Origin of the sequence: Pirellula sp. SH-Sr6A (assembly GCF_001610875.1) — a bacterium.
Lineage (GTDB): Bacteria > Planctomycetota > Planctomycetia > Pirellulales > Pirellulaceae > JBKCUI01.
The window spans coordinates 2,381,460-2,401,122 of record NZ_CP011272.1 but is presented as its reverse complement, the minus strand read 5'-3'; the positions used below and the strand labels follow the sequence as shown (position 1 = coordinate 2,401,122).

General features: G+C 53.6%; 16 protein-coding genes and 1 tRNA gene. 9 read left to right on the top strand and 8 right to left on the bottom strand.

Going from position 1 to position 19,663, the window contains the following annotated elements:
- Nucleotides 1–24 precede the first annotated feature (24 nt).
- The 3 genes from VN12_RS09420 to VN12_RS09410 all read right to left on the bottom strand — a co-directional run bounded on the left by VN12_RS09420 (nt 25) and on the right by VN12_RS09410 (nt 2,628).
- Nucleotides 25–378 carry a hypothetical protein gene (locus VN12_RS09420; protein ID WP_146676582.1) on the bottom strand — a complete coding sequence of 118 codons (354 nt, stop codon included), beginning with the start codon at nt 376–378 and terminating at the stop codon, nt 25–27.
- Between the two features lie 156 nt (nt 379–534).
- Nucleotides 535–1,998, bottom strand: coding sequence for a Gfo/Idh/MocA family protein (locus VN12_RS09415; RefSeq protein ID WP_146676581.1), 1,464 nt, complete (start codon nt 1,996–1,998; stop codon nt 535–537).
- A gap of 144 nt (nt 1,999–2,142) precedes the next feature.
- The gene (locus VN12_RS09410) at nt 2,143–2,628 is read right to left on the bottom strand and encodes an EVE domain-containing protein (RefSeq protein WP_240491378.1); all 486 of its coding nucleotides are present in this window, start codon (nt 2,626–2,628) and stop codon (nt 2,143–2,145) included.
- Between the two features lie 22 nt (nt 2,629–2,650).
- Between VN12_RS09410 and dinB the strand changes: the two genes are divergently transcribed.
- Nucleotides 2,651–3,850: a DNA polymerase IV gene (gene dinB / locus VN12_RS09405; RefSeq protein WP_240491377.1), complete on the top strand. Its 1,200-nt coding sequence runs from the start codon at nt 2,651–2,653 to the stop codon at nt 3,848–3,850.
- A 17-nt stretch (nt 3,851–3,867) separates the two neighbouring features.
- Here the strand turns inward: dinB and galE are convergent, their stop codons facing one another.
- On the bottom strand, nt 3,868–4,851 hold the full coding sequence (galE, locus tag VN12_RS09400; protein WP_146676580.1) for a UDP-glucose 4-epimerase GalE: 984 nt from the start codon (nt 4,849–4,851) through the stop codon (nt 3,868–3,870).
- Between the two features lie 104 nt (nt 4,852–4,955).
- Between galE and xerD the strand changes: the two genes are divergently transcribed.
- On the top strand, nt 4,956–5,909 hold the full coding sequence (gene xerD / locus VN12_RS09395) for a site-specific tyrosine recombinase XerD (RefSeq protein WP_146676579.1): 954 nt from the start codon (nt 4,956–4,958) through the stop codon (nt 5,907–5,909).
- Between the two features lie 198 nt (nt 5,910–6,107).
- Here the strand turns inward: xerD and rpsG are convergent, their stop codons facing one another.
- The 3 genes from rpsG to VN12_RS09380 form a co-directional block, all read right to left on the bottom strand.
- On the bottom strand, nt 6,108–6,578 hold the full coding sequence (gene rpsG / locus VN12_RS09390; RefSeq protein WP_146676578.1) for a 30S ribosomal protein S7: 471 nt from the start codon (nt 6,576–6,578) through the stop codon (nt 6,108–6,110).
- 133 nt (nt 6,579–6,711) lie between these two features.
- Nucleotides 6,712–7,080 (bottom strand): 30S ribosomal protein S12, encoded by a 369-nt coding sequence (gene rpsL, locus VN12_RS09385; RefSeq protein WP_146676577.1) that lies wholly within the window; start codon nt 7,078–7,080, stop codon nt 6,712–6,714.
- Nucleotides 7,081–7,163: 83 nt separating this feature from the next.
- A tRNA-Leu gene (locus VN12_RS09380) sits at nt 7,164–7,246 on the bottom strand.
- A 311-nt stretch (nt 7,247–7,557) separates the two neighbouring features.
- On the opposite strand from VN12_RS09380, the gene VN12_RS09375 reads away from it, so the two are divergent.
- The 7 genes from VN12_RS09375 (at nt 7,558) to VN12_RS09345 (ending at nt 18,460) form a co-directional block, all read left to right on the top strand.
- Complete coding sequence (locus VN12_RS09375) at nt 7,558–8,079, top strand: RNA polymerase sigma factor (RefSeq protein WP_146676576.1); 522 nt, start codon at nt 7,558–7,560, stop codon at nt 8,077–8,079.
- A complete protein-coding gene (locus VN12_RS09370) occupies nt 8,069–8,674 on the top strand; it encodes a hypothetical protein (protein WP_146676575.1) in 606 nt (201 codons plus the stop codon). The genes VN12_RS09375 and VN12_RS09370 overlap by 11 nt, the downstream gene beginning before the upstream one ends.
- Nucleotides 8,671–9,288: a hypothetical protein gene (locus VN12_RS09365; RefSeq protein ID WP_146676574.1), complete on the top strand. Its 618-nt coding sequence runs from the start codon at nt 8,671–8,673 to the stop codon at nt 9,286–9,288. Before VN12_RS09370 ends, VN12_RS09365 begins: the two co-directional genes overlap by 4 nt.
- A 100-nt stretch (nt 9,289–9,388) precedes the next feature.
- Nucleotides 9,389–12,265 carry a DUF1549 and DUF1553 domain-containing protein gene (locus tag VN12_RS09360; protein ID WP_146676573.1) on the top strand — a complete coding sequence of 959 codons (2,877 nt, stop codon included), beginning with the start codon at nt 9,389–9,391 and terminating at the stop codon, nt 12,263–12,265.
- 37 nt (nt 12,266–12,302) lie between these two features.
- Nucleotides 12,303–13,607, top strand: coding sequence for a DUF1501 domain-containing protein (locus VN12_RS09355; RefSeq protein ID WP_146676572.1), 1,305 nt, complete (start codon nt 12,303–12,305; stop codon nt 13,605–13,607).
- Nucleotides 13,608–13,686: 79 nt separating this feature from the next.
- Nucleotides 13,687–14,181, top strand: a complete 495-nt coding sequence (locus tag VN12_RS09350) for a hypothetical protein (RefSeq protein ID WP_146676571.1) — start codon at nt 13,687–13,689, stop codon at nt 14,179–14,181.
- Between the two features lie 130 nt (nt 14,182–14,311).
- Nucleotides 14,312–18,460 carry a prolyl oligopeptidase family serine peptidase gene (locus tag VN12_RS09345; RefSeq protein ID WP_146676570.1) on the top strand — a complete coding sequence of 1,383 codons (4,149 nt, stop codon included), beginning with the start codon at nt 14,312–14,314 and terminating at the stop codon, nt 18,458–18,460.
- On the opposite strand, the gene VN12_RS09340 is transcribed toward VN12_RS09345, so the two are convergent.
- Nucleotides 18,427–19,434, bottom strand: coding sequence for a methyltransferase domain-containing protein (locus VN12_RS09340; protein WP_205855239.1), 1,008 nt, complete (start codon nt 19,432–19,434; stop codon nt 18,427–18,429). The two genes, VN12_RS09345 and VN12_RS09340, sit on opposite strands and share 34 nt — an antisense overlap.
- Nucleotides 19,435–19,663: the final 229 nt, after the last annotated feature.

Below are 19,663 nucleotides of genomic sequence, written 5' to 3'. Positions count from 1 at the left end.
GAACTGCGAACCTGTCTGCGGAAGTTAGGAGATTGTTGGTCGATCTTGATAGCCGCCTTGAAAATTCAACCCAGCACCCAATTGCTGAGAAAATGATGCGGCAGGACTAGCCGGCGGAAAAATCCCACCATTGGCGGTCGCGCCACTTTGAAATGTGTATCCACCGGTAACCTGGGACACGTCAATAAAGAAGGGTGTGTCCATGTACCGGAGCTTCACAATGTTGAGCAGTGTCTGCTCCTTCCAGGAGGTCGCGATCGCTTGGTTGTAGGGCAACCTATCAGCAACAATCGAGCGAGGGCCATACGAGGACCGGCATCCCATGCTTGCCAAAAGCCCGAATGCAGCGATTGCAATAAGGATTTGGCTAGCTTTCATAGGTGTGGCCGATTACCAGTGAAGCGAACAAGGCTTGTCAACCTATGACGCCTTTGTCGGTTAATCGGCCCTCCGTCGCTTCGTTCCTGAACATTTCTCCAGGTTACTATCAACTTGGACTGCAGCGTCAGGAAAAACCATCGCTCGCCACCGTTGCTAGAGACTCTTAGCGTCCGGCAATTCAAAGCCAGGATTCTTTGGATCGCGAAGAAGCTTATTGGCGGCTACCGAATGCTCTCCCGTGTGTTGCTCGGTCTTGGGATCGAATTCCAACCAAGGGCCAACCGTGTACTCGGATCCGTTTTCGGGAACTTTCACTCCGTTGGCCATGATTTCGTGCAGGGCTAGGAAATGTTCTGCTGCATCTTTGTTGTCTCCAAACTGTCCCGCCTTGGCATTGAATGGGACTTTGGTTCCGAGGCGATAGGAGTTGTTGATCAAGTGCCCGAGGACACAGCCATAGTGCGCGTCGAGCGCATTCCCGTTTGCCATTTCGGGTTTACCCGCGCGGCACGCGGCGATGAAGCTACTCCAATTTCCACCGGGGGTAACTTTTCCATTGGGGACGTCGACCGGCACCCCTTTTGAGTCTCCCTTTGCATAGTAGGTACGACCGATGATTTTTCCGCCATCTTCGAAGTAATATTCGTTTTCAACCTGCTTCTTATAACCTTTGTAATTCACATTGCGAACATTGAAGAAGACAAACTGGCCGTTTGGATATTCGGCGATTCCAAACATGGTATTCGGAGTCTCTCCTCCATCTTTCCACTGAAAGCGACCACCGATAGCCATCGCTCGTACGGGATGGGTTTGATCGGTATCGAGCGCCCAACGCGCGATATCGAGTTGGTGCGTTCCTTGGTTGTTCAAATCTCCGTTACCGGTCGGCCAGAACCAGTGCCAGTTGTAATGAACAAAGTTGGAATGGTAACGATCGATCACCGCTGGCCCTTTCCAAAGATTCCAATCCAGATTTGCAGGAGGAGCTTCGAAGCGATTTTCGCCGATGCCATTTCGTTCCTTGCAGCAATAGCCATAGGAGATCTTCAATCGACCAAACTTCCCTGCCTGGATGGCCTCATGCAATCCAGCTCGTTTGGCATCGCTCCGATTCTGAGTACCGTGTTGGACGACGACTCCGTATTTCTTTTGGGCTTCGACTGCAATGCGTCCTTCGTGCACATCGTGGCTCATCGGCTTCTCGACGTAAACATGCTTTCCGGCTTGTGCCCCCCAGATGGTCATCAACGCGTGCCAATGGTTCGGTGTGGCGATGGAAATCGCATCGAGATTCTTGTCCTCGAGAACCTTGCGTAGGTCAGCTGCTCCCTCCGTCTTAAAGCGCCCACCCGACTTTTCGGCGAGACCTTTGAGTGTATTCGCGAGCACCCTTTGGTCCGGGTCGACGAGATAAGCAATCTCGACATGCTCCTGCCCGAGCCAACCGCCCATGTGACTTTGCCCGCGGCCGTTGACACCGACCACCGCAATACGCAATCGATCGTTTGCCCCGATGATGTTTCCAGAGGCTTTGGTACCGGTGATGAGAAATGTTCCCGCTGCAGCGAGGGAACCAGAAAACGCGCGGCGGGAGACCTTGGCAGGAGAGGATGACATGGCGAACTCCAATGGTGCTATCAGGTGGGGAAAGTGCGAAACTCGCGATCTCCTTCAGTATAGTCCTGGACGCGAACGGTGTGGGCTTCTCGCGCGCACGCGTCGGGGGCTTGCACACAACAGATGGAAGCACGCCCCAATCCATCAGGCTGGTTTTCCTCGCTTGACGATGATATCGAACTCCTTCTTTCTCACCGGCTGGACGCTCAGGCGGCTTCCTTTGCGCAGCAGTTCCATCGCGGAAAGCTCCGACAACTCCCGCAACATCGCAAGCGATTGAGGTACATTGAATTTGGATTCGTACCGAATATCCACCATCATCCAGCGAGGGTTTGCGGGGTCAGTCTTCGGATCGAAATGAGGATCGGTAGGATCCCAAGCAGTGTGATCGGGGTAGGCCTCTCGGCAAATCGTGGCGATTCCGACGACACAAGAGGGTTCGGCATTGCTGTGGTAGACCAATACTTTGTCGCCGATTCGCATATCATCGCGCATGAAGTTTCTGGCTTGGTAGTTCCGAACCCCATCCCAGCAAGTTGATTGGTTGGGGGAGTTTTTCAGATCATCGATCGAAAACACATCCGGTTCGGTCTTCATCAGCCAGTAGCGTTGGGAAACCGCTCGATTCAACGTGGCGCTCCAGGATCGTGGAATGGATGGAGATTACAATGTCAACATGATTCTTCATGTTGACATGGACGCATTCTACGCATCGATCGAGGAGAGGGATAACCCTGCGCTCCGGGGGAAACCTCTCATTGTTGGTGGGTCTGCAGAAGGCAGAGGTGTCGTAGCCACCGCCAACTATGCAGCGCGGCGATTTGGGATCCATAGCGCAATGCCAGTTCGCAAAGCGCTGAACCTATGTCCAGACCTTACCATCGTCCGGCCTCGTATGGATGTCTATGCGAATGTCTCGAAACAGATTCGTGAAATATTCGAATTGTTCACCCCCATCGTTGAGCCGCTCTCCTTCGATGAAGCCTTTCTGGATGTCCGAGAGACGGCACACCTCTTCGGTGGCGCAGAAGCGGTTGCGAAGTCGATCAAAGCGACCATTCTATCTCAGTTGGGATTAGTGGCCTCGGTCGGAATCGCTCCGAATAAATTCCTAGCAAAGATCGCCAGCGATATTCGAAAACCCGATGCGTTGGTCGTCATCGATCCCGAACAAATCGATGCGTTCCTCGACCCGCTCCCCATCGAACGATTATGGGGCGTCGGGAAAGCGACCGGGGCGACCATGAAACGCATCGCCATCCGAACGATCGGAGATCTAAAACGCTTGGATATCGCTGCATTGGAAGACTTGTTCGGGAACAGCGCTCAACACTACTGGGAGCTTGCCCGGGGAATCGATCCTCGATCCGTGGTACCGTACCGCGAGGCTAAGTCGATCTCCAGTGAAACAACTTTTCCGGAAGATATCGCCAGCCGAGAGGATCTCTACGGTTGTCTCGTTTACCTGGTTGAAAGCGTCTCACGACGATTGCGAGGTCATGGCTGGAAAGGTAAGGGAATTGAGATCAAGGTGCGCTATCACGACTTCCATTCGATCACTCGCTCTCAAATTCTGCCCCAAGCCACCGACTTGACCGCGGAACTACTCCAAGGAGCGACGCTCTTGTTTCAAACCAAAATACCGCAGGATCTACGGCCCGTGCGACTGCTAGGGTTTGGAATTCACCATCTTCGTCAAGAAACCTACGAACAGTTATCCCTCTTCGAGCAACCACAAATCGAAAAACAGCGATCACTCGATCAAGTCACCGATCTCATCGCGAGCAAATTCGGCCGCAACGCGATACGCCGGGCGGAGGGAAATCGCTCTCCCAAACCGCGAGATCGGTGAAGCGATTTGTTCCGGCATCAACTCGCGTAACCGCGAGGATGGGATTGATGCCACTTCCAAGCGGTCGAGACAATATCCTCAATGGCTACATACTTGGGTTTCCATTGCAGTTCCCTTTGCGCTTTGGTGCTGTCGGCGATCAAGCACGCGGGGTCCCCTTCGCGACGAGGAGCATCGACCGTGGGGATTGGATGGCCTGTTACTTTTCGACATGCCTCGACGACTTGCAGGACGCTATGCCCTACGCCGGTCCCAAGATTCATTTGTAGGACGGAGTTCGGCTGAAGCTTCATCAATGCGGCGAGGTGCGCGGAGGCCAAATCGTCCACGTGGATATAATCGCGTATGCACGTTCCGTCCGGGGTTGGATAGTCGTTGCCGAAAATGGAGACATTCGGTCGTTGCCCCAAAGCGACTTGCAAGACGATGGGGATCAAGTGGGACTCCGGATCGTGGTCTTCACCAATTGTGCCATCCGCGGCCGCGCCCGATGCGTTGAAGTAACGCAGAGCGGCGACACCAAAACCATACGCATGTGCGTAGTCCTCGAGTGCGCGCTCCACGACTAGTTTGGTAAAGCCGTAGGGATTAATCGGGTTTTGAGGCGTGTCTTCCGAGATGGGCATCTTCTCGGGCTGACCGTAGGTGGCCGTCGTGCTGGAGAAAACGAATCGCCAAACACCAACCGATCGCATCGCTTCGAGCAATTCAAACGTCGCGCTCACGTTGTTCTGATAGTACATCGCGGGATGCTGCACGGACTCCCCAACCAATGCAAACGCCGCAAAATGCATGACCGCATCGATCTCTTTATCCCGCATGACCTCTATAAGCAACGCGCGATCGGTCAGATTCCCTTCAATCAAACAGCGGGAGGGTACGCTTTCTCGATGGCCTCGGGAAAAATTATCAAAGACCCAGACTTCATGCCCCTGCGATTGAAGCAAGCGGACGGTATGCGATCCGACGTATCCAGCACCACCAACTACAAGTATCTTCATCCAAGAGGCTCCGGGGCAAATCACCAAATTCTGATCGACGTTTCTTCCACTGAATGCGATCATCCTAAATACTGTATCGAAAACTCGCGAGTGCGATTGGGATCATGGCAGTTAGCAAGCTGAAGAAACTCAAGCAAGGAAGTATCGAGCCCCAGGCCCCCTCGGAAACGATGCCGGGCTGGATCGAACGGTACACCGTGTATCTTCAGAGCGAATGCCATCTCGCGGAGAATACGGTGCTAGCTTACCGCCGCGATTTGGAACACATGAAAGATTGGTTGAATGGCCGATCTCCAACGAATATAAAAATCGGGGACCTTACCGATTTTGCCGCCTATCTCAAAGGTATCGGTCTTGCCGCGACTTCGATTTCTCGCCACATCGTGGCGATTCGGATGTTCTACAAGTTCCTCCAACTTGAGTCGGCCATTGACGACAATCCCGCAGAACTTCTGTTGACCCCCAAGGTTTGGAGCCGTGTTCCCAAAGTCCTCACAGTGGGACAAGTCGATCGATTCATGGCGGCGCCTCGCCCCTCTGATGCGCACTACCTGCGGGATCGAGCCATCTTGGAACTGATGTACGCGACGGGATGTCGCGTGTCAGAGATCAGCAATCTTCTGGTTGCAAATACCCACCTTCACGACGGTTATTGCCTAGCAGAAGGTAAGGGAAGCAAACAGCGAATGGTACCCCTCGGTGAACGGGCGATCGACGCCGTTCAAACGTACTTGACTGCTTACCGGCCCAAACTCATCGGAAGCCGAAATCCGTCCGCTTCTCCCTGGCTCATCCTTTCTCGAACTGGGCAACGGCTGCGACGGGAGGCGATTTGGGAGCTTATCAAGCGATGTGCATTGCGAGCCGATGTCGATCCGGAAATCAGCCCCCACACCTTGCGCCATTCCTTTGCTACCCACCTTCTAGCGGGGGGCGCCGATTTGCGGCTGATTCAGGAAATGCTTGGGCATGCGAACATCCAAACTACGCAGATCTATACCCAGGTCGATAACGGCCGGCTCAAGAAGATCCACGCCCAATTCCATCCACGCAGCTAAAAAACCTGACTAAGTAGGCGCCACTGTCCTTCCGCTGTCTCCCGCCCGCCATTGGGAATACAACGTGAACGATGGATGCTCCAGGTCGCCGCCAAATCGATGGAGTTCGACTGTTCGGTACAAAACAAAAGAGGCCGGTTTGGAAACCGGCCTCTTTGAATTCTGTTTTCTAGCATTGGGACGATGCCCAAGACGCCATTACCAAGCGAAGTGAGCGAATGCCTTGTTCGCGTCCGCCATGCGGTGGGTGTTTTCGCGTTTGGTGATCGCGGTGCCTTCTTTGCGGTAGGCTGCCATCAGCTCTTCAGCGAGCTTGACGTGGGTCGCACGACCCTTCTTGTCGCGGACAGCACCGAGAACCCAACGGAACGCCAAGCTCTGCTGGCGATTCTTGTTGACTTGCATCGGAACCTGATAGGACGCACCACCGACTCGCTTCGAGCGAACTTCGATGTATGGCTTCACGTTCTCGATCGCTTGTTCGAAAACTTCGATGGAAGGGCGATCTTTGATCTTCTCAGCGATTTCATCCAAGGCCGAATAGAAAACCGCTTGTGCAGTGGTCTTCTTACCGTCGTACATCAAGCAATTGATGAACTTCGATGCCAACAAGGAATTGAATCGTGGGTCGGGTCGAAGGGAGGTTCTGGAAGCGGTGATCTTGCCCATGAGTGCGTTATCTAACTAATAAACATTGAAAATCTGCTTGAAAATGGCTGGCCATCGAATGGCCGTCGCCTGATCGGCGTTTCGCCGTCCCCGACGGGAGCCCGGAATCGTTACCCGGGCAAAGTCTCAAAACCTAGGCCTTTTTCGCGCCGTAGCGGCTTCGAGACTGCTTACGACCGTTGACCCCGAGGGTATCTCGGCAACCGCGAACGACTTGGTATCGAACCCCTGGAAGGTCCCGTACCCGGCCGCCCCGGATCAAAACGATCGAGTGTTCCTGGAGGTTGTGACCTTCTCCGGGAATGTAAACCGTCACTTCTTTGCCATTGCTCAATCGGACCCGTGTGATCTTTCGGAGAGCCGAGTTCGGCTTCTTCGGGGTCATGGTTCGGACGAGCAAGCAAACGCCTTGTTTTTGCGGGCACTGCTCAAGCACTGGGCTTTTCGTCCCCTTGCGCTGAACAATTCGATTTCGACGGACCAATTGGTTAATCGTTGGCATACTTCAACTTTTCAAGGAAAATCGTCTATCTTGCGAATCCGCCGCCCAATACTGTTTGTTCGGAGTACCAAAGGTGCTCGAAGTACCAAAGGTGGGAGTCGAACCCACACGTCCTTTCGGACACAGGATTTTGAGTCCAGCGCGTCTGCCATTCCGCCACTTTGGCGTTTATTGGGGCTGATTCACCTATCTCAATACCGAACGGCAATTGCCGCACGAAATTTCTAGGGCCGGAAAGTGTACTTATGTCACCCCAACATCGGCAAGTCCAACAGAAAATTTTCTGCCAGTTTTCGGATCCCGCCCTAACTCAGTCGCTTTTTTTGCCGAATTTTTTCTCCTCGGTGAATAAAGCGTCGGTTCCATCCCTCTTAGAGCCGTCGGATCGTCTGCCACTCAGTCGATCGTGTGGCTTCGCGATTCCCGGTTGGTTTCCCGCTATGGTTTTGGAATGTCGACTCGCGATGAGGCTAGTTTATGGCGTCATCGCCTGAGCGGCCGCTTCCTCTCGACCAATTTGCAGCAGCCCACGCGGAACTCCGCCCGGAGTTGGTCCGGTTCGCTTGGGGAGTGCTCCGAGACTGGGCTCTCGCCGACGACGCGGTCCAAAACGGGTTTGTCGCCCTGGCCCGTTTCGGCGGTGATGTCGAACCGACGAATCGGAAAAGCTGGCTTTACAAAGTGGTCCTGCGAGAGGCGATCGGGCTTCGCAAAGGATCGTCGACTCGGCGGTTGGAGCAAATCGACACCGTCGGCGAGCCCGCAGCGACTTACCAGCTCGATCCAGCGCAGAATTTGTTGGATCGAGAGGAGTCGGATTGGATCCGACGGCAATTGAAGTGTCTGCCAGTCGAGCAACAAGAGGTGCTCGATATGCGGATCAAACAAGAAATGACGTTTGCCGAAATTTCCCAACAGCTCGGCATTCCTATTGGAACAGCCCTTTCCCGCATGCGACTTGCCCTGCAAAAACTTCGAGAGCTTTCCGATGACCGTTGAGCCACAACCCCACTGCGAGAACGCCGATCTAGACCTGCGGGCGATGCTGTACGCGCTCGGGGATCCTTCTATCGACCGATTGGATTTCGAATCGCTGATGGAAAGCACCCCGGAAGCGATGGAGGCTGTTGCGAGAGCGGTCGAGATTATTCACGGAGTGAAAGAGGCCCAGCTTCCTTCTTCTCCTGCTGCAGGGAAGATGGCATCGGTTCAACGCCTTCCAGTGCCCCCTCGGCCATCGGGGTGGCTCCCTTCCACCGTTTGGACCGTTGCGGCTTGCTCGCTAGCCGCCTCGCTGCTCGTTCTTATTATTCTATGGAAGCCTGACGCGGAGCTGAGCCGGCATTCGGACTGGTCCGCCATCGCGTCCGCTTGGTCGGATGTGCAATCCACCCTGCAACCGACCGTGCAATCTTCGCCCGATTCGGATACCTCTCTTGTAACGGGCGCCCCTGCGTCGGAATCAGGCGACTTTCTCCTCGCCAGTTTCGAACTGGTTGATGAATCGGAATCCATGGAGTCGGAAGATATCCCAAGTTGGTTGATCATGGCTGCGAGCAGCGTCCATTCTCCCACTGAGGAATCGTTGCAATGATTCGCGCCAGGATAAATCTCAGTAGCCTCCGCACCGGTGCCTTCTTCACCGCGTTGGTCTTGGCGACCGTTAGTTCGGTGCAGCTCCTGGCTCAAGAAAAACAGGGTGCCAGGCAAACTGCTGTCTCCGAAAATACCTCCACAGAGAACATCGAAGAGCTCGCCTTAGAGTTTGTGCGATTGCACCATCCAGAGCTGGGAGAATTGCTTTCGGTCCTCAAGGATATGGACGCAGACCAATATCAAACAGCCATTCGGGACATTACGCGCGCTCGTAAACGAATCGAGTCGGTCGCCAAGCGATCCCTAGAGCTCCACGAAATCGAACTTCAGGGTTGGGTGATTCAGTCCAAGATCGACTTGTTTCTTGCGAAGGCGGTGGCCAGTGATGGCAAATGGAACCGAAGCGACTTGAAGGCACTCGTCGAACAACGAGTCATCAATCAAAAGAAACGACTAAAGGTCGAGCGCGAAAACCTCAACGCTCGCATGCAGCAGATCGACGAGTCACTTTCCAAACTGGAAGGTAAGGAAACCGATCGAGTGGAACAACAACTTGGCGGAATGATCCGAAAGCTCGAATCCAAACGTTCCTCCGCCAAACGCAAACCATAACATCCGACTGCACCTAAAACACTTCCCTACGCCCAACCCGATCGATCGTCAACGCCCGAAACGATTGATACTTACCGTATCCATTTTTTTCGAGGCATTTATGTCTGCACTGTGGTATCGACGCTCGTTATGGCTCTTGGCCATCATGTTGGGTCTTTCGGACGCGACGTCGTTGTTAGCCGAAGACGTCAGTCCACCGCTGCATAGCCGATTTGCACTTGGAGCGGATGGGAAGCTTGGGAGCGACGAGGTTCCGAACTTTCAAAAGCATATCTCGCCTCTTTTAGGGAGGCTAGGATGCAACGGCCGTGCGTGCCATGGATCCTTTCAAGGCCAAGGGGGATTCATGCTCTCCCTCTTTGGCTACGACTTTGATGTCGATCATAAGGCGTTGCTCGATGAAGAAGCCGGTCGAGTCAATTTGAAGTCTCCTGAAGAGAGTCTGATTCTTACCAAGCCAACCGACGAGTCGATGCACGATGGGGGCAAGCGATTTGACAAAGACGGTTGGGAATATCGCGTCTTGCGAGCTTGGATCGACGCCGGCGCACCGAAGATTCTCAAGAAGCAAAAAGAATCCCTAGCCCTTCAAAAGCTGACGGTCGCTCCGACCGAGATTTCTTTTGCCCAACCTGGCGAGAAAGTCAGTATTCGTGCGATTGCCCATTGGAATGATGGCACGATCGAAGACGTTACCGGACTATGTCGATTCTTTAGCAACGATACGGCCATCGCGCAAGTTGACGAACAAGGAGTCATCGTCGCAGGAGACCGAGGCGATACCCATGTTGTCGTTTCCTATGACAACGCGGTTGTTCCCATCGCTGTCCTGCGTCCGGCAGGACCGACTGGACGGCTAACGGACCAGATCGCACAGGCGAAAACGGAGGTGGATCGACTCGTTCTCAAGAAGCTGGATAAGCTCGGGATGGAACCATCTCCCGTCGCAGACGATGCTGAATTCTTTCGTCGCATCTCGCTCGACGTAGCGGGTACCTTACCCACCGCCGAGCAAGCCCGAACCTTTTTGGCCAGCACCGATCCCCGCAAGCGGGAGAAAGCGATCGACGCCCTGCTCGATTCGCCGGGCTACGCTGCCCTTTGGACGACGTTTCTCTGCGACCTAACCGGCAACAACGACGATCAACTCCGCAACTTCACTTTCATACGAGAACTCCCTCCCCAGCATTGGTATCAATGGATCTATGCTCGTATCGCCAACAATACACCCTACGATGAGATCGTCGAAGGGATTGTTACCGCGGTCTCGCGCGAACCGGGCGAGTCGTATCGCGAGTACTGCGAGGCGATGACGCGGATCGCCAATGACAAGACGGGTAAGGCCTATGCGGAACGATCCGACATGATGTACTTCTGGGCGCGTAACAATCTGCGCACTTCCGAAGAGCGTGCCATCGCCTTCGCCTACGCATTCTGTGGTGTTCGGATCCAGTGCGCTCAGTGTCACAAACATCCTTTTGATCAATGGTCTAAAAAGGATTTCGATCAATTCGAACGTCTCTTCGACGGTGTGGTCGCCAATCAAAACTCACTCACCGCTGAAGGCAAAAAGGAATTCGACAAGATTGTGGAAGAGTTGGGAGTTCCCAAGTCTGCGAAGGGAAATGATCTCGCTCGCCAACTGCAAGAGAAATTTCGCGGTGGAGCATACGACAAAACGCTTCCTTTCCCAGAGTTGTTTGTCCAAGTCCGAAATGACAATCGCAATAAGGGGAACAATAAAGATAAGAGCAAAAAAGGGAAACAGACAGCTGCACCTGTGCCCACCGCGCGGCTGTTAGGCGGGGACTTCGTCGATTTGTCGAAAGTCAAAGACCCGCGAGAACCTCTCATGACTTGGCTCCGCGATCGCAACAACCCTTACTTTGCAAAGGCTTTGGTCAACCGAGTTTGGGCGCACTATTTCCAGGCGGGAATCGTCAATCCTCCGGACGATTTGAATCTAGCCAATGCACCCAGCAACGAGGCGCTTCTTCAGTACCTCGCTGATCGATTTGTGGAGAACGGATACAACCTTAAATGGCTGCATCGGACGATTCTCAACACCGATACCTACCAGCGCACGTGGCAAACGACTCCTACCAACGAAATGGATCGTCGCAATTTTTCGCATGCCTTGCTGAGGAGATTGCCAGCCGAAACCGCGTACGATGCGCTGAAGATCGCGCTTTCAAGCGACGAGCAGGCTCGGTCACTCTGCAATTTGGAAACTGATCGAGCCATGACCCTGGCAGGCGCCAGCGCTCAGACCCGAGGTCGCCGGGCCGATCAGTACGCACTAAGCGTGTTCGGGCGATCTGTACGAGAAAGCAATTGCGATTGCGATCGTACCAGCGACCCGAGCCTTCTGCAGACAGTCTTTATTCGAAACGACGCAGATGTGATTCGTGCGATGTTCGATCCTAAAACAAGTTGGCTTGCTCAAGTTGCACGCGAATCGGAATGGAAAATGGTTTCGATGGATGGCCGAACGGCACCGGAACGTGAGGCAACGGGCCGAAAAACCGCGATGACGGGAGTGGGCGGCGAGGATTCACTTCAGAAGTCGGTCGACGACCTAGACCGTCGGGTTCGTTCGCTTCGTACACAAATCGAACGACTCCAAGATAAAGAGGGTGCCAAGGAAAAGATTCGGGATTTGAAATCTCGCCTAGCGCTGACCGAGAAACGCCTGGCGGGGCAGTCGGAGCTTCTCGCGAAATCGCAGGAACAGGAAGAGCCAAGCGATTCGAGTTCAGAGCACGCTTCCCAACGCGAATCCTGGAACCAATCTGACTCGGAACGCATGGGGCAACGAATCGGTGAAGCCTATTTGCGAACCCTTTCCCGTTATCCCGAGCCGACGGAAATGCGAATTGCGATGGAGGCAATCCAGAAAGCGGATTCCCCCGTTCAGGGGCTAAGCGATCTGCTCTGGGCCTTGATCAACTCCAAAGAGTTCATCCTCAATCACTAATCACAACATCCCATCCTGGAATCAAGGTACACCCATTATGCCAGCTCATTCCTATTGCGACGGAATCGCACGCAGGGACTTCATTCGAATCGGAGGGCTCTCCTTGGGGGGGCTCACTCTCACCAATTATTTGCAATGGTCCGAAGCGGGGAACGTGAAGCCTGGCCATGCCACGTCCGGGATCTTCATCGATCTGAATGGGGGGCCTTCGCACATCGATACCTTTGATCCCAAACCCGAGGCGCCGGAGGGAATCCGCGGGGATTTCAAGACGATCCCGACGAGTGTGCCTGGGATCCGCATCTCGGAGCATCTGCCAAAAATGGCGGCCTCGATGGATAAATATGCGATCTTGCGAGGCGTATCCCACACGCTGGCGGCGCATCGCTTAGGGAGCGAGTATGTGAACACGGGTAGCCGCCCCCTTTCATCGCTCGAATACCCGGGCTACGGTGCAGTCGTTTGTAAGGAACGCCCCGTCGATAAGGATCTCCCACCCTTCGTTGCAATCCCGAATGGCGGGCAGAGGCCGGGCTTTCTGGGTATCCAGTACGCCCCGTTGAATACCTCTGCTACCCCCCAGCAAAACCGCCCCTTCAATGTTCGCGGTATTTCGCTTGGACAAGGCGTAACTGTAGAGCAACTCGATCGTCGCCAGAACTTATTGAAAGACCTAGACACGAAGTTCGGTGCGATGGAAAGCAAAGATCAGCTGCTCACCGGACTCAATCGATTCAGCGAGAAGGCGTATTCCATGTTGACCAGCGAGCGCGCGCGACTCGCATTCGACATCTCTAAGGAGTCCCCCAAGTTTTCAGAGCAATTCGGCGCCGATCCCTTTGAACAAAGCTGCTTGCTCGCCATTCGTCTTATCGAGTCGGGCGTTCGGTTTGTTTCGCTTTCCATCGGTGGTTGGGATAATCACACCGATATCTTCAATAATCTAAGCAAGAAACTACTGCCTAAACTGGATGGTGGCGTGTCCGCGTTGCTGAACGGGCTAGAACAAAAAGGGCTGCTCAACTCTACCGCTGTTATGGTAACGGGTGAGTTCGGTCGAACTCCGAAGATCAACACGCGAGCCACACTCGGCGGTCGCGACCACTACCCCCGCTGCATGTTTATGCTCATGGCGGGGGGGAATGTGAAGGGTGGGCAAGTGATCGGAGAAAGCGATGACACCGGCGCCGGTCCATTGCATGAAGGAATGAGGCCCGATGATGTCGCTGCGTCGTTCTACTACAATCTAGGTATCGATCACAAGCAAGAATTTCAAACCGACACTGGTCGTCCCATCACGTTGGTACGAGACGGATCGGTTATCCCCAAGTTGTTCTCCTAATCACGCGTCGAATGAGTACGCGTCGAATGTACACCTTCCCACACGTTTGGTTTTTCTTTCCCTACAACGAGGTTTTTCAATGAAGTCCCTAGTACTTGCAGCATGCTCTTTGTTCGTTTTGGCGTTCTCTCCCGTTGTATCTTTCGCGCAGGAAAAAGGGAAAAAGGCCGGACCGGCTCAACAGATGGTCAATCAATTCATGAAGCAATTGGAAAAAGCGGAGTTGACCGCTGAGCAGTCGACCAAGATCAAAGAACTGATGATGAAAACGGCAAAAGACGTCGTCAAAATGCGAACCGACGCCGAAATCACCCCGGAAATGATGAAGAAGCGAACCGAAGCTAGCAAGGCCGCACGCGATGCAGGCAAGAAACCCAAAGAGGTTCAAGAAGCCGTGAAGGCCGCCGTTCCTTTCACCGAAGCACAGTTCAAAGTAATAACCGAAGGCGAAGCGGCTGTGGCCAAAACCAAGATTGAGATCGGCAAACTCCTGAAGCCAGAACAAATCGAGAAACTGCCACCGATGGTCCAAGGTAGTTTGAAGGAAAAGGCTCCTAAGAAGGGAAAGAAGTAGATCCTTTCACGCTGATTTCGCGATAGCGAATGGCGACTACGAAACCATCGAGTGCAAAATGGATCTCATCCAAGTAGACTAAGGAAGCGTTTTTCGTTCCCAGCCGCTTCTTGGATGAGTATCGAACCCGATGAGATCTTTGATTTGTTCCGCTTGGTGGATGGTCTTTCTTTCGGTCTTGACCACGCCGGCTTTCGTCGACGGTCAAGACTTCCAACCAGACTCCCCTCAAGAACGAGGGCGAGCCGCTCGCGAGGGAGGTCGCGTCTACAAACAACGCGTCTCCCCGAATTGGATCGGCAAATCCGATCGATTCTGGTATCGAAACGATCTCGCCAATGGTGAACGCGAATTCCTTTTGGTGGATCCGCAGTTAAGTACTCGAACCGTTGCCTTTGACCATGACGCGGTCGCCAAAGCCATCGGCGACAATACCACGCCTCAGAAACTGCCGATCGATCGACTGGAATTCAGCGAGAGCGATCGAACGATTCTCTTTATCGGTCCCTCGAATGGAAAGTCGTACCGATGGAACCCTGAGACAAAAGAGCTTGCGGAAGCGGCTCCTCCTGCTGTCGCACGAGAGAGCTCTACGGGCAATGGAAGTGCCCCTCGGGGGCGTTCCACAGGTCAAGACAGTTCGATCAGTTTTGAAAATCGTTCCGATGGCCCGGTCGAGATTTTTTGGGTCAGTGGTGACAACGAGAAGCAAAGCTATGGCAAGATCGAAAAAGGAGCGACTCGGGACCAACACACATTTGGCGGCCATCGATGGCAAATTGTAAACGCCAAAGGAGAAGTCCTCGGTGAAGTCACTGCCGAGGACGAACCGATTCGCATCACCCTCGACGGCCGCCCAATTCCTGCCCGCTCACGGCCTGGTTCACGTCGCCCCTCTCCTCGCGACGCACGAGTTCGCGAATTCACTTCACCGGATAGCAAGTGGAATGCGACGATCGAAAACCATAACGTCATTGTCGTGAACAAGGATTCCGGCGAGCGAGTTGCGTTAAGCGAAGATGGGAGCGAGCTAGAGACCTATGGCCAACTCCAATGGTCTCCAGACTCCAGTACACTCATTGCGTTTCGAGAAAAGAAAATCGAGAAACTCCCCGTGCACTGGGTCCGATCTTCGCCTGCTGGCGGCGGTCGAGCACTTTTGGAAACCCGGCCCTATAGTTTGCCAGGTGACGCATTCCCCACCTACGAAGTGAATCTATTTCGCATTGCTGAGCGAAAGCAAATCAAACCGGTTGTGGATCGCTTTGAGCACGAGTGGTTAAGGCCTCGCATTCGATTTGCAAAGGACGGTGCATCGTTTAGTTATGAACAGACGGATCGTGGACACGGTCGATTCCGGTTGATCGAAGTCAACATTGCGGACGGCTCTGTTCGCAACATCATCGACGAAAAGTCCGATACATTTATTTGGACTGCTCACACGGAAAATCAGCAATTGCAACCGGTACAGTGGCTGGAGAACGGTACCGAATTGATTTACGTCACCGAAAAGTACGGTTGGCGGCAAGCGATTTTGGTCGACGCCCTGACCGGCGAAGAGAAACGGCGATTGACTCCCGAAGGGATCGTCCTCCGAGGGATCGACTCGATTGATGAACCATCTCGAAAGCTTTGGTTTCAAGCCTCCGGACGCGATGGACAAGATCCTTATCTGATTCACTTTGGATATGTGTCTCTGGATGACGGGAAACTTGTTTGGATCACAGAGGGTAACGGAAACCATTCCATTCAGTATTCGCCGAGCAAGAAGTACATCATCGACACGTATTCACGAGTCGATCTAGCACCGGTCAACGAACTTCGACGCGTCTCCGACGGTAGCTTGGTCTGCCCGCTCGAAACAAGCGATATCACCGAGCTCGAAGCGAACGGATGGAAGCCCCCCGAGGTCTTCGCAGCGAAAGGACGAGACGGCCAAACCGATATCTGGGGCATCATTTGCCGTCCGAAAGATTTCGATCCAAAGAAGCGATATCCTGTTATCGAGGATATCTATGCAGGTCCTCAAGGCTCTTTTGTTCCAAAGACTTTCAGTCCTGCATTGCGGTACGATTCGCTGACGCAGCTTGGTTTCATCGTTGTGAAGATCGATGGTATGGGAACGGCCAATCGATCGAAGGCTTTTCATGATGTTTGTTGGAAGAACCTCAAAGATGCAGGTTTCCAAGACCGCATCCTTTGGATGAAAGAGGCAGCCAAATCGCGTCCGGAATTGGATCTCGATCGAGTCGGTATCTACGGGACATCGGCCGGCGGACAAAATGCAGCGGGTGCGGTCCTGTTCCATCCCGAGTTCTACAAAGTGGCCGTGGCAGCTTGCGGATGTCACGACAATCGAATGGACAAAGCGTCCTGGAACGAGCAGTGGATGGGATATCCCGTCGGTCCCCATTATGCCGAATGCTCCAACGTAGATAACGCCTTTCGATTGCAAGGCAAGCTCTTCTTGATTGTCGGCGAAATGGATACCAATGTTCCGCCGGAATCCACAATGCGCGTCGCTGACGCCCTCATTCGTGCGAACAAGGATTTCGATCTACTTGTCGTCCCGAATGGTGGACACGGAATGGGCGGAGCTTATGGACAACGGCGCATGCACGAATTTTTCGTACGCCATCTCCTTGAAAAATCACCCCCTGTGTCACCGACTCAAACGCTATCTTCGCAGTCCAAGGACTCCTTGGATCCGGTTGCGAAGACGATGCCCCAGGAAATGAAAGCGACTAAGGCTTCGATGCCCGAGGTACAAAAGGCATCCGACAAGGACCTTCAGGTCAGCCTTCCCCCCGAATCGTTTTTTGATTTGGTACGAGAACGGTATCGCGAGAAGGCTCGAGGCTTTTACAAGAAGTATCTCGATGTCGCTGGTTTGCCGGTTGTCGCTGCCGAAGAGGTCACCGACGAGGCATTGCTCCGAACACACAACATCGTAAGTCACATGTTGGCAGGACGGCCCGATGTTTTGCAATCCATGCAACGCAACGGGATGTACCTCATCATCATTGGAAAAGAGCAACTCTATACCGATATGCCCGAGTACAGCGACCATCCGAATCCAACATTTCAAAATGAACGCGTGCGCGGCACGGGCGGAAAGCCAACTAGTTTCGGCGAAGAAAACTTGATCGGTTATGCGCTGGATCGATACGACGACGAGAGCATTGGCGTTCACGAATTCTGCCACACGATCGACGGTGCGCTTCGGAGCATGGATCGCACTTGGAGCGATCGATTGAAAGCTACCTATCAATCCGCGACCGAACAAGGTCTTTACAAGTATGCCTATGCGAGCACCAACCCGGGCGAGTATTGGGCGGAGATTTGCCAAGCTTACTTCGACTGCAATCGCGTGAACAATTGGAACCACGGACCCATCCGTACACGCGAGCAACTGAAATCCTACGATCCAAAAGGTTATGAATTAGTCCGAGAAACGTTTCGACTCTCCGAGTCTCAAGACTGGCGGTACACCTTCCCACGTGTACTACCTCAGATCGAGGCACCACCGGCTAAGCTTGCCATTGCGGATTACTACACAAAATTTTGTTGGGCTCGCGAGATGCCGGTCGTTGGCAGAAGAGCCTCGGACAAAGCGATGCTGATTGCGAACGACATGGTGCGCAAAATGTTCGCCTATCGACATGATGTGCTGAAAGCGCTCCTGGCTGCCGAACTGCAAATCGTCGTGCTTGGGAAGGAGGAAACTTTGGGTCAGCTTCCCGAGGTTCAAAAGGGGGTGGCGAATGGTGTCCCTGTCGATTTACTCTGCCGATTTCTTCCCTACAGCCCTGAGATCAAGCGGATCGTCGTGAGCGAAGAGAACTTGTTCGCATCGGGAGAGTCTGGATCTGCAGCAAACAGCCATCTCATGGAATTGTTGGCCGATGCTGTGTACAAGATTGCGATCGATCGGCCGGTAGACCCAGATTGGGAATCGCGTCCACGAGGAGTATGGCAGCAATATGAACTCCGATTGGAACGATTTGACAATCGAATGCGTTCGTCGCTCGAATCGCTTCATGGAAAGCACATGCAGCAGAAGAAATGGCTGGGGACCCAGGCGGGGCACGGCCCTCGTGAGCTATGGATCTATGGCGTATTAGCTTATTTCCATGCCGTCGGCCAATCGCCTTGCCCGACCGATTCCAAGCAACCGATTATGACCCGTGAAGATCTAGCTGCATACGATCCAGAACTGTATGCGTTGATTGCCAAATCGATGGCCTACGAAGAACACGTTGACTGGCGACTTAAGTAATCGCTCCCGCACAATCGATCGCCTTCCTGCGTCACAGGTAGGTATTCCATACGAATCGACTGATGCAGACTCTCGATCGGATCGCCAAATCGATAGGAGAATTCCACGTCGATTTCTTGCCCAGCTAGAACCGGCGAGGGTTCTTGGATGGGAAGGATGAGGAATTGGTTGGGCCATGTGGGTGAGTCTCCATGGCTTTCCACGGAAAGGAAGTTTTGGGTCACAAAGCGAAGGGCTGACACAAAACCACTATTCGAAACACGCAATCTCCCTCGCCATCGAACGGTATCGGAGATCGGCTCATCGTAAAAAATGTGCGCGTAGTCGACGAGCGGACTCAACTCCATCAATCCATCGTTGGCCGTCTTGTCTGGAGCTTGAAAAATTGGCAATGGAGCGAAGTAACCATCGAAGTCGAAGGGATGATGGATCATCTGCACCATCAACCTCGATGCTTCGGGTAGGAAGCGAGGTAGCTCTTCGTTCCAATGGCGCAAGTAATTTTCCTTGAAGGCCTCTAAGACTTTCGTCTGCTTCTCTCGCAGCAATGCGACATGAAGCATCTCGCATACGACAACGTCGACGGGCTGGGAGGGGATGAACTCGGTCGCATCCCCTTCTACGACAGTGACTTGCTGGTCTAGCCCATTCGTCTGCAGGGTGCGACGAGCGAAGGATACTAGTTCGGGATTCCGTTCGACGCAGGTTACTGTCGCGCCGCAGCGGGCGGCAAAACTGGAGAGGATTCCCGTACCACCACCGAGTTCTAGCACGTGCATCCCAGGTTGGATATGCAATTCCATCGCCCGGCGAAAGCCTTCCAAGCGTTGCTTATCCTGCAGCATTTGAAAGTGATAGTGCAGCGGTATGAATTGGCCCAAGACATTCTGTTCCGCGTTTTGATTCGTTTCAAACGTGCAAACCGCACGGGTTTCTGCTTCGAGCATGCTGGCAGAGGAGACGGAAGTGGCCACTTGGTTTGCTTTTGGCTAGCGAATCGAAGACGAAGCAGTCCTCGCAATGCAGGACCGTTCCGGGACTGTAGTCTTTTCCAACGTATTGCGACAAGGGCATCCTAGAACTCGACTGTTCGGTCGGATATCGCCATTCACCGCGACGAGCTCTGCGCCCAATCTTTCAAATTCGTGGATGCTCGCAGCAAGTCCGGCTAATTGCCCATCGAACTCCAGTAGAATACGAAGA

Coding starts and splice junctions, on each gene's coding strand:
- VN12_RS09360 (WP_146676573.1), top strand. CDS start 9,389: ATGTCTGCACTGTGGTATCGACGCTCGTTATGGCTCTTGGCCATCATG.
- rpsG (WP_146676578.1), bottom strand. CDS start 6,578: ATGGGCAAGATCACCGCTTCCAGAACCTCCCTTCGACCCGACCCACGA.
- rpsL (WP_146676577.1), bottom strand. CDS start 7,080: ATGCCAACGATTAACCAATTGGTCCGTCGAAATCGAATTGTTCAGCGC.
- xerD (WP_146676579.1), top strand. CDS start 4,956: ATGGCAGTTAGCAAGCTGAAGAAACTCAAGCAAGGAAGTATCGAGCCC.
- VN12_RS09345 (WP_146676570.1), top strand. CDS start 14,312: ATGAGATCTTTGATTTGTTCCGCTTGGTGGATGGTCTTTCTTTCGGTC.
- VN12_RS09355 (WP_146676572.1), top strand. CDS start 12,303: ATGCCAGCTCATTCCTATTGCGACGGAATCGCACGCAGGGACTTCATT.
- VN12_RS09350 (WP_146676571.1), top strand. CDS start 13,687: ATGAAGTCCCTAGTACTTGCAGCATGCTCTTTGTTCGTTTTGGCGTTC.
- VN12_RS09420 (WP_146676582.1), bottom strand. CDS start 378: ATGAAAGCTAGCCAAATCCTTATTGCAATCGCTGCATTCGGGCTTTTG.
- galE (WP_146676580.1), bottom strand. CDS start 4,851: ATGAAGATACTTGTAGTTGGTGGTGCTGGATACGTCGGATCGCATACC.
- VN12_RS09375 (WP_146676576.1), top strand. CDS start 7,558: ATGGCGTCATCGCCTGAGCGGCCGCTTCCTCTCGACCAATTTGCAGCA.
- VN12_RS09415 (WP_146676581.1), bottom strand. CDS start 1,998: ATGTCATCCTCTCCTGCCAAGGTCTCCCGCCGCGCGTTTTCTGGTTCC.
- VN12_RS09365 (WP_146676574.1), top strand. CDS start 8,671: ATGATTCGCGCCAGGATAAATCTCAGTAGCCTCCGCACCGGTGCCTTC.
- VN12_RS09370 (WP_146676575.1), top strand. CDS start 8,069: ATGACCGTTGAGCCACAACCCCACTGCGAGAACGCCGATCTAGACCTG.
- dinB (WP_240491377.1), top strand. CDS start 2,651: ATGGATGGAGATTACAATGTCAACATGATTCTTCATGTTGACATGGAC.